This window comes from Actinomadura fibrosa, assembly GCF_900659615.1.
Lineage (GTDB): Bacteria > Actinomycetota > Actinomycetes > Streptosporangiales > Streptosporangiaceae > Spirillospora > Spirillospora fibrosa.
On record NZ_CAACUY010000507.1, the window covers coordinates 1 to 2,210 of the forward strand.

At 78.6% G+C, this 2,210-nt stretch carries 1 protein-coding gene and 2 pseudogenes; all 3 read left to right on the plus strand.

The window, feature by feature from the left end; all coding sequences use genetic code 11:
- A pseudogene (locus E1300_RS51135) lies at positions 1–324 on the plus strand (anti-sigma factor family protein); the annotation flags it as partial.
- Positions 321–1,424 carry a MucB/RseB C-terminal domain-containing protein gene (locus tag E1300_RS49150; protein WP_131764107.1) on the plus strand — a complete coding sequence of 368 codons (1,104 nt, stop codon included), beginning with the start codon at positions 321–323 and terminating at the stop codon, positions 1,422–1,424. The pseudogene E1300_RS51135 and the gene E1300_RS49150, both read left to right, overlap by 4 nt.
- 187 nt (positions 1,425–1,611) lie before the next feature.
- Positions 1,612–2,210 (plus strand): annotated as a pseudogene (locus tag E1300_RS49155) (hypothetical protein); the annotation flags it as partial.

The following is a 2,210-nucleotide window of genomic DNA, read 5'->3' on the forward strand; positions in this document are numbered from 1 at the left end:
CCCGCCAGGCCGCACCGTCCGGCCTCCCGCATCGGACGGCCGTCGTCGCCGGCCGTCCGCCCCCGCGACAACCGCCCGGCGGGACGCGCCGGCGCCGTCGCCCGCCGCCGGACGCGGCACCGCTACCTGGTCGTGGGCGCCGCCACCCTGTTCCTCGGGCTGGGCACCGCGTCCTACGCCGCCGGCGGCCGCCAGGAGGCGCCGACCGTCACGCCCGCCTTCGACCGGTTCGCCGTCGAGCACGCGCTGACCTCGGGTGACGCGCCGCTGACGGACCCGCTCACCGATCCGGTCAACCAGGTCCAGACCTCCCCGGGGCCGTGATCACGGCGGCCTTCCCCGGCCGGGCGCGCCGCTGCGCCCTCGTCGCCGGTGGGCTGGCGGGCGCGCTCGCCCTCGCCGGGGCGCTCTCCGCCGACGCCGGCACGACCCGGCGCGTCCGCAGCGACCCGGGCGCCGTGGGGCTGCTGCGCGCCGCCGCCGACGCCGCGCGCCGCGTCCCGTACGAGGGGCGGCGCTTCCTCACCACGTGGAACCGCGGCCGGTCCGCGACGTCCGAGGTCGCGGTGGCGCACATGCCCGGCGAGGGCGTCACCTACCGCTCCGGGACGGGCGCGCGGAGCTACCGGTCCGACGCCGCCTCCGGCGGGCAGGACGCCGGGTTCACCGCGGCGACGCTGCGGCTGCTGTCCCGCAACTACGCGGTGCGGCGGGCCGCCGACGCGTCGGTCTGCGGCCGCAGGGCCCGCGTGGTCGAGGCCCGCCGCGCGGACGGCACCGCCGCCGGACGCTTCTGGATCGACTCCGAGACCGGGCTGATGCTCCAGCGGGAGCTGATCGACGCGACCGGGCGCAGCGTCGTCTCCACCGGTTTCGCCGACATCCGCTTCGCGACCCCGGTCCAGGAGCGGATCGTCCTGCGCGCCGGGCGGTCCCCGACGAAGGGCGCCGACGGCGCCCTCCCCGAGGATCCCGCGCCCGTCTCCACCCCCGCCGCCTGGGAGGACCACCTCGACGGCGGGGAGATCGCGAAGCTGCGGGACGGCGGCTGGCCGGTCCCCGCGTCGCTGCCGGGCCGGCTGACGCTCTACGACGCCCGCCGCGACGGCGAGGCCCTGCACCTGAGCTACTCCGACGGGCTGGCCGCCGTGTCGGTGTTCGTCCAGCGCGGACGGCTGGACGAGCACGCCATGACCGGGTGGCAGCGGAGCGCGCGCCGCGGCCGGACGGTCTTCCGGAGGGAGTCGCTGCACCGCTGGGCGGTCTCGTCCGGCAACGGCTACGTCTACACCGTCCTGACGGACGTCCCGCCCAGCACGGCCGAGGCCGTGGCGGCGGCCCTGCCCAGCGAGCGGACCCCGTTCTGGGCGCGCATCGGCCGCGGCGCCCGCCGTCTCGCGTCCGCCGCCGACCCCTTCGACTGAGGCCGGGGCCTTGACGGGACGCCGCCGGTCCCGTGGGCGGGGCGGGGGACGCGGCATCCCTTTGGCGGCAGGGGATTAGGGTGGCCGGGTGGCTTCGGGGCGATGGCTTTGCCTTACGCTCAGCACATGCCGCGCGGGGCACGATGAGCGCGGATGACGAGAACCATGCTCGGTAGGAGAGATGGGGATGACGGAAGACAACCGCGGGCCGGGCGGGGCGCGGCCGGAGGGCGACGAGCTCGTCCGCGGCGACGCGCCTGAGCGGCGCGAGGCGGCGGCTCCTCCCGAGACGGTGGCCGACCAGGAGATTCCCCTGGAGCAGCCCGCGGCCGAGCCCGCGCCGGGACCGGCCGCCGGACCGGCTTCCGGACCGGCCTCCGAGGCGGACGCCGAGCCGGAGAGCGGCGGCGACCGGCTGGTGGCGGGCGGGTTCGCCCCGCCGGACGCCTCGTACGGCGGGGCGCGCGACACCCCGCAGGACGCGTCGCAGCACGACACGCCCCCGCGCGACATGCCCTCGCACGACATGCGCGACATGGGGCCGCAGGAGGTCCCGCTCCAGGACGCGCCGCCGCGCGACATGCCGCAGGCGCCGCCGCCCGTGCCGCTCGACAAGCCCCTCATGGACGCGGGCGCCGGCGGCCCCATGCTGGACGGTCCGGAGCAGCGGCCGCGCCCCGGGTTCGTCCCGCACCACCAGGACCCGCGCGCCCACGGCGGACCGCCGCCGTACGGCGGCTGGCCGCAGCAGTCCCCGCAGGGGCCCCCGCCGCCGCCCGGGAGCAG